Source organism: Mesorhizobium sp. M7A.F.Ca.CA.002.09.1.1 (assembly GCF_003998555.1).
Taxonomy (GTDB): domain Bacteria; phylum Pseudomonadota; class Alphaproteobacteria; order Rhizobiales; family Rhizobiaceae; genus Mesorhizobium; species Mesorhizobium ciceri.
This window is the reverse complement of the sequence record NZ_RZRR01000215.1, coordinates 1-7,091: the sequence shown is the minus strand read 5'-3', so window position 1 is coordinate 7,091 and position 7,091 is coordinate 1. Positions and strand designations below refer to the sequence as shown.

General features: G+C 62.6%; 6 protein-coding genes. 4 read left to right on the top strand and 2 right to left on the bottom strand.

All coding sequences use genetic code 11. From position 1 onward, the window contains the following. Positions 1-30: 30 nt before the first annotated feature. The 3 genes from EN994_RS12120 to EN994_RS12110 all read left to right on the top strand — a co-directional run bounded on the left by EN994_RS12120 (position 31) and on the right by EN994_RS12110 (position 2,225). Positions 31-1,242 (top strand): NADP-dependent isocitrate dehydrogenase, encoded by a 1,212-nt coding sequence (locus EN994_RS12120; RefSeq protein ID WP_063167815.1) that lies wholly within the window; start codon positions 31-33, stop codon positions 1,240-1,242. A gap of 137 nt (positions 1,243-1,379) precedes the next feature. After that, positions 1,380-1,559: a hypothetical protein gene (locus EN994_RS12115; protein WP_027162373.1), complete on the top strand. Its 180-nt coding sequence runs from the start codon at positions 1,380-1,382 to the stop codon at positions 1,557-1,559. A 12-nt stretch (positions 1,560-1,571) separates the two neighbouring features. Then, positions 1,572-2,225: a glutathione S-transferase family protein gene (locus EN994_RS12110; protein ID WP_063167814.1), complete on the top strand. Its 654-nt coding sequence runs from the start codon at positions 1,572-1,574 to the stop codon at positions 2,223-2,225. 52 nt (positions 2,226-2,277) lie between these two features. Here the strand turns inward: EN994_RS12110 and alaS are convergent, their stop codons facing one another. Further along, on the bottom strand, positions 2,278-4,944 hold the full coding sequence (alaS, locus tag EN994_RS12105; protein ID WP_063167813.1) for an alanine--tRNA ligase: 2,667 nt from the start codon (positions 4,942-4,944) through the stop codon (positions 2,278-2,280). Positions 4,945-5,236: 292 nt separating this feature from the next. Next, complete coding sequence (gene recA / locus EN994_RS12100; RefSeq protein WP_013532151.1) at positions 5,237-6,334, bottom strand: recombinase RecA; 1,098 nt, start codon at positions 6,332-6,334, stop codon at positions 5,237-5,239. Positions 6,335-6,614: 280 nt separating this feature from the next. Here recA and EN994_RS12095 point away from each other — a divergent pair. Then, on the top strand, positions 6,615-7,091 hold a 477-nt coding region (locus EN994_RS12095; RefSeq protein WP_245466012.1), incomplete at its 3' end, for a PfkB family carbohydrate kinase.

The following is a 7,091-nucleotide window of genomic DNA, read 5'->3' as shown; positions in this document are numbered from 1 at the left end:
CCCACATCCCAGCAACGAGGCATTCTTTCCATGGCGAAGATCAAGGTGGCGAACCCGGTCGTCGAACTCGACGGCGACGAGATGACCCGCATCATCTGGCAGTTCATCAAGGACAAGCTGATCCACCCTTATCTCGACCTCAAGCTGGAATATTACGACCTCGGCGTGGAACACCGCGACGCCACCAACGACCAGGTGACGATCGATTCGGCCAACGCCATCAAGAAATACGGCGTCGGCGTGAAATGCGCGACGATCACGCCTGACGAGCAGCGCGTCGAGGAGTTCAAGCTGAAGAAGATGTGGAAGTCGCCGAACGGCACCATCCGCAACATCCTCGGCGGCACCATCTTCCGCGAGCCGATCATCATGAAGAACGTGCCGCGCCTGGTGCCCGGCTGGACCAAGCCAATCATCGTCGGCCGTCACGCTTTCGGCGACCAGTACCGCGCCACCGATTTCCGCTTCCCCGGCAAGGGCAAGCTGACCATCAAGTTCGTCGGCGAGGACGGCCAGGTGATCGAGCACGATGTGTACGACGCGCCCGGCGCCGGTGTCGCCATGGCCATGTACAATCTCGATGAGTCGATCCGCGAGTTCGCCCGCGCCTCGCTGAACTACGGCTTGCTGCGCAACTACCCGGTCTATCTGTCGACCAAGAACACCATCCTGAAGGCCTATGACGGCCGCTTCAAGGACATCTTCCAGGAGGTCTACGAGGCTGAATTCGAGACCGAGTTCAAGTCGAAGAAGCTGTGGTACGAGCACCGCCTGATCGACGACATGGTAGCCTCCGCCCTGAAATGGTCGGGCGGCTATGTCTGGGCCTGCAAGAACTATGACGGCGACGTCCAGTCCGACACGGTCGCGCAAGGTTTCGGCTCACTCGGCCTGATGACCTCGGTGCTGATGACGCCGGACGGCAAGACGGTGGAAGCCGAAGCCGCGCACGGCACCGTTACCCGCCACTATCGCCAGCACCAGAAGGGCGAGGAAACCTCGACCAATTCGATCGCCTCGATCTTCGCCTGGACGCGGGGGCTCGCCCACCGCGCCAAGCTCGACGACAATGCCGAGCTGAAGCGCTTTGCCGACACGCTGGAAAAGGTCTGTATCCAGACGGTCGAGTCCGGCTTCATGACCAAGGACCTGTCGCTGCTGATCGGCCCCGACCAGCCCTGGCTGTCGACCACCGGTTTCCTCGACAAGATCGACGAGAATTTGCAGAAAGCGATGGCGTAGGCATGTCGTCCAAAGGCTTCGCTCGATATTGATCTCGTGCGCGACAGCACTGAGTTAACGACAAAGACTTGAGGCGTGTCGAAGTGCAAATCTGTCTTCCGTGGATGAGCTGGATTTGCGAAAATAGGTAGATGTAAATGGCTATGTGGTTCGATCAGCAAGAACGGCTAAAGAGTACCAAGGGCAAAGAGCTCTTGGACTCCATGCCGAAGTTTGAGGTGCAAGCTGCCAATGTCGCTCCCGCTCCGGCGGAGCTTGGAGGCAAGATCACGCTCGTCATCGAAGATGGCAAGCCCGTTGTGAAGATAAAAGAATAGAGCGTCGCCCGCATCGATCATAGCGTCAACACCACATCGTCGAGCAAGCCCATCGTCTACGGGGCGGACTATAGCGTCTATGTGCGCATCGTCCGCCTCGTGCTTGAGGAAAAAGGCATCGACTACGAGCTTGTGCCAGTCGATGTCTTTGCCGCCGACGGGATTCCCGCCTGGTATTTCGAACATCATCCGTTCGGCCGCATCCCGGCCTTCGAGCATGACGGATTCCGGCTGTTCGAGACGAGCGCGATTGCCAGATATGTTGACGAGGCGTTCGACGGGCCAGCGCTGCAAGCGACGGAGCCTCGTGGCCGCGCAACCATGAACCAGATCATCGGCATGCTCGATGCCTATGCCTACAGATCGATGGTCTGGGATGTCGCCGTCGAGCGGCTGGAGAAGGCTCAGCCGGATGAGGCGTTGATCGCCGGCGGCCTTGCTCAGGCGAGCAAAGCGCTTCGGACGCTGTCCGCGCTGAAAGCGCCGGGACCGTGGCTGCTGGGCGACCAGCTGACGCTGGCCGACCTGCATGCCGCACCGATCATCGGTTATTTCGTCAAGGTCGCCGAGGGGCGAAATCTGCTGGCCGAGTTCCCTGATATCCGGGACTGGTATGCGCGCATTGCGGCTCGGCCGAGCTTCGTGCGGACTGAAAAAATCGGCTGATAAGTGACGTCCGCTGTCCCTCCAACCGTTGCTTTAAATTCAGTCCACTCGCCTACGCCGCTTCGAGTGCCGCCCTTACCGCAGCAATCGCATCATCGGCCTTGGAAGCGTCGGGGCCGCCGGCCTGGGCCATGTCGGGCCGTCCGCCGCCGCCCTGCCCGCCGAGTGCCGCCGAGGCCACTCGGACAAGGTCGACGGCGCTGAAGCGGCCGACGAGGTCGTCGGTGACGGCCACCACGACGCTTGCCTTGTTGTCTTCGCCGGCGCCGACGAAGACGACGACGCCGGAGCCGAGCGACGTCTTGCCGGCATCGGCCAGCGGCTTCAGGTCCTTCGGTGAGACACCTGAGACCGTCTTGCCGAGGAAGCCGACACCGGCGACCGTCTCATTGGCGGCTGGAGCATCGGCAGACGATCCGCCGCCCAATGCCAGCTTCTTGCGCGCTTCGGTCAGTTCCTTTTCGAGCTTCTTGCGCTCTTCGAGCAGCGTCTCGACGCGCGCCGGTACATCGGCCGGCGAAATCTTCAACACGGCTGCCGTCGCCTTCAAACGCCTGTCCTGCTCGTCGAGATGTTTGCGCGCGGCTTCGCCCGTCAATGCCTCGATGCGGCGCACGCCGGCGGCGACCGCGCTGTCCGACACGACACGCACCAGGCCGATGTCGCCGGTCGCCCGGACATGGGTGCCACCGCAGAGCTCGACCGAATAGGGCCGGTTCGCCTTGGCGCCGTGCAGGCCGGTGCCCATCGACACGACGCGCACTTCGTCGCCGTACTTTTCGCCAAACAGCGCCATGGCGCCCTCGGCGATGGCATCGTCGACCGACATCAGGCGCGTGGTCACCGGGCCGTTCTGGACGACGATCTCGTTGGCCATGCGCTCGACCTCTTCGAGGTCTTCGGCCGAAATCGGCTTGTTGTGCGAGATGTCAAAGCGCAGGCGCTCGGGCGCGACCAGCGAGCCCTTCTGTGCGACATGGCTGCCCAGCACTTCGCGCAGCGCCTCATGGATCAGATGCGTCGCGGAATGGTTGGCGCGCAGCCTCGAGCGCCTTGCATGATCGACCTTCAGCTCGACAGCCGCGCCCGTCTTGACGGTGCCGCTGGCCACCTTGCCGATATGCACGAACAGCCCGTCGGCCTTCTTCTGCGTATCCGAAACCTCGATCGAGAACCCCTCGCCGGAGATGACGCCGGTGTCGCCCATCTGGCCGCCGGACTCGGCATAGAACGGCGTCTGGTTGACGACGATCGCCACCGCGTCGCCCTTGCCGGCGCCGTCGACAGCCTTGCCGTCCCGGACAAGCGCCTGGATGATGCCTTCCGCAGCTTCAGTCTCATAGCCGAGGAACTCGGTGGCGCCGGCCTTCTCGCGCACCGAGAACCAGATGGTCTCGGTGGCGGCGTCGCCGGACCCGGCCCAATGCTTGCGCGCCTCGGCCTTCTGCTGCTCCATCGCGTTGGTGAAGCCGGCAATATCGACCGAGATGCTGCGCTGGCGCAGTGCGTCCTGCGTCAGGTCGAGCGGGAAGCCATAGGTGTCGTAGAGCTTGAAGGCCGTCTCGCCATCCAGCATGTCGCCGGCATGCAGCGTTTCGGTCGCCTCGGAAAGCAGGCCGAGGCCGCGCACCAGCGTCTTGCGAAACCTGGTCTCCTCGAGCTTCAGCGTCTCGGTGATCAATTGTTCGCCGCGCAGCAGTTCCGGATAGGCCTGGCCCATTTCGCGCACCAGCGCCGGCACCAGCTTCCACATCAGCGGTTCGTTGGCACCGAGCAGCTGCGCATGGCGCATGGCGCGGCGCATGATGCGGCGCAGGACGTAGCCCCTGCCTTCGTTCGAGGGCAGCACGCCATCGGCGACCAGGAAGGAGGACGAGCGCAGATGATCGGCAATGACTCGGTAGGAGGCGACCGTCTCCTTGTCGGGATCATGCCCGATCGCGGACGAGGCCGCGTCGATCAGGTGACGGAACAGATCGGTCTCGAAGACGCTTTCCACCCCTTGCAGGATGGAGGCCATGCGCTCCAGGCCCATGCCGGTGTCGATCGAGGGGCGCGGCAGGTCGATGCGCTCCTCCTTCGTCACCTGTTCATACTGCATGAACACCAGGTTCCAGAATTCCAGGAAACGGTCGCCGTCCTCCTCCGGGCTGCCGGGAGGGCCGCCCCAGATGTGCTCGCCGCGGTCGATGAAGATCTCCGAGCACGGCCCGCAGGGTCCGGTGTCGCCCATCGCCCAGAAATTGTCCGAGGTCGCGATGCGAATGATGCGGTCGTCGGAAAAACCGGCGATCTTCTTCCAGAAGCCGGCCGCCTCGTCATCCGTGTGATAGACGGTGACCAGCAGCTTGTCCTTGCTCAGCCCGAATTCCCTGGTGATCAGGTTCCAGGCAAGCTCGATGGCGCGCTCCTTGAAATAGTCGCCGAAGGAGAAGTTGCCGAGCATCTCGAAGAAGGTCAGATGACGCGCGGTGTAGCCGACATTGTCGAGATCGTTGTGCTTGCCGCCGGCGCGAACGCTCTTCTGGGCGGTCGAGGCGCGCGAATAGGGCCGCTTCTCCAGGCCGGTGAAGACGTTCTTGAACTGTACCATTCCGGCGTTGGTGAACATCAGCGTCGGGTCGTTGCGCGGCACCAGCGGACTCGACGCGACGATCTCGTGACCCTCCTTGCGGAAGTAGTCGAGAAATGTCGACCGGATTTCGTTCACGCCACTCATGAATGCTGCCTTTTCAGAAGGGCCGCCGGCAAACCGGCGGAAATGGGCTCTGCGTTTTAGAAGATTAGGACTTGGCCTTTTAGCCGCCGCGCTTCACCCTGTCCAGAAACACGGAATTGGTCCAATCCACGGCCTTTGCCGGCCGTTCGAACCGGCCTGTTTTCGCCGCCGAAACGCAAAACCGCCGGCACTGGGCCGGCGGTTTCAAAACGCATTAACGCGGAACTCGATTACTTAAGCCCGAGATAATAGAATGCGATTATGGCCGAACTCCGGCCGACCTCGCGAGTTGTCACATCGCGCCGGATTCCTCCTCGAACCCGTCGTCGCCACCTTCGGAGCCGCCATTCTCAAGGAACTTTTCGGCGATCAGCCCGGCATTCTGTCGGAGCGCCAGCTCGATCTCGCGTGCGGTGTCGGGATTGTCGCGCAGGAACAGTTTGGCATTCTCGCGGCCTTGGCCGAGACGCTGCGAATTGTAGGAGAACCAGGCGCCCGACTTCTCGACCACGCCGGCCTTGACGCCGAGATCGACCAGTTCGCCGGTCTTGGACACGCCTTCACCATACATGATGTCGAACTCGACCACCTTGAAGGGCGGCGCCAGCTTGTTCTTGACCACCTTGACGCGGGTCTGGTTGCCGACGACTTCGTCGCGGTCCTTGACCGAGCCGATGCGGCGGATGTCGAGGCGCACCGATGCGTAGAATTTCAGCGCGTTGCCGCCGGTCGTCGTCTCGGGCGAACCGAACATGACGCCGATCTTCATGCGGATCTGGTTGATGAAGATGACCATGGTGTTGGAGCGCGAGATCGAGGCGGTCAGCTTGCGCAGCGCCTGGCTCATCAGGCGGGCCTGCAGGCCGGGCAGCGAATCACCCATCTCGCCTTCGATTTCGGCACGTGGCGTCAGCGCCGCGACCGAATCGACCACCAGCACGTCGATGGCGCCGGAGCGCACCAGCGTGTCGCAGATTTCCAGCGCCTGCTCACCGGTGTCGGGCTGCGAAATCAGCAGGTTTTCGAGATCGACGCCAAGCTTGCGGGCATAGACCGGGTCAAGCGCGTGCTCGGCATCGACGAAAGCGCAGATGCCGCCCTTCTTCTGGGCTTCGGCCACGGTGTGCAGGGCCAGCGTCGTCTTGCCCGAGCTTTCCGGCCCGTAGATCTCGATGATGCGGCCGCGCGGCAGGCCACCGACGCCAAGCGCGATGTCGAGGCCAAGCGAGCCGGTCGGCACCGTTTCGATCTCGACGACCTGCTCGTTGGCGCCGAGCCGCATGATCGAGCCCTTGCCGAAAGCCCGCTCGATCTGCGACAGCGCCGCATCCAGAGCCTTTGATTTGTCCACTGCCTTGTCCTCTACCAGCCGCAAAGAATTCTGAGCCATGATACATCACCCCTTGGTCGTCAATGAAGGCCGGACAATCCGTAATCCCTGCCTATTTGTACCTTTTTTGTTCTCATTTGGCAAGAGGGATCAAATATCTGAAAAACAAGCAATATCCGGATTTGTTCTTTTTTTGTCCAAGGATTCGATCAGGAATGCACCGCACGTTGGGCCAGACGGCTCGGTTGTTTCGACCTGCCGAATCGCCGCCTTGCATGCGAAGCTCGGTCGCACAGCCTAGCGCTTGTGCGGCTGGAATAACAAAGGTCATATCGCCGGCATGCTGAAATCCGCGAAAATACTGGCCGTAGGCGGCGCCCATATCGACCGGCGCGGCCAGGTGTCCGGCGCCTACGTGCCCGCCGCCTCCAATCCGGGCACAATGCGCGAGGATGTCGGCGGCGGCGTCTTCAACGCCTTGCGCAGTGCCGTGCGGCGCGGCGTCTCCGCGTCGCTGATGTCGGTTCGCGGCGGCGATCCCGCTGCCGACACCGTTTCGCGAGCCATTGCCGGGGCAGGCATTACCGACCTGTCGGCGGTCTTCCTCGACCGCACGACGCCGAGCTACACGGCACTGATCGACAGCGAGGGCGAGTTGATCGTCGGCTTTGCCGACATGGCGCTCTACGACCTGGCGTTTCCCAAGCAGATCAGGCGCTCCAAGGTGCGGGAGGTGATCGCCGCCGCCGACGCGATCCTGTGCGACGCCAATCTGCCCTCTTCGGCGCTGGAACGGCTGGTCGCGCTCGCTGCGGGC

Coding starts and splice junctions, on each gene's coding strand:
- alaS (WP_063167813.1), bottom strand. CDS start 4,944: ATGAGTGGCGTGAACGAAATCCGGTCGACATTTCTCGACTACTTCCGC.
- recA (WP_013532151.1), bottom strand. CDS start 6,334: ATGGCTCAGAATTCTTTGCGGCTGGTAGAGGACAAGGCAGTGGACAAA.
- EN994_RS12115 (WP_027162373.1), top strand. CDS start 1,380: ATGGCTATGTGGTTCGATCAGCAAGAACGGCTAAAGAGTACCAAGGGC.
- EN994_RS12120 (WP_063167815.1), top strand. CDS start 31: ATGGCGAAGATCAAGGTGGCGAACCCGGTCGTCGAACTCGACGGCGAC.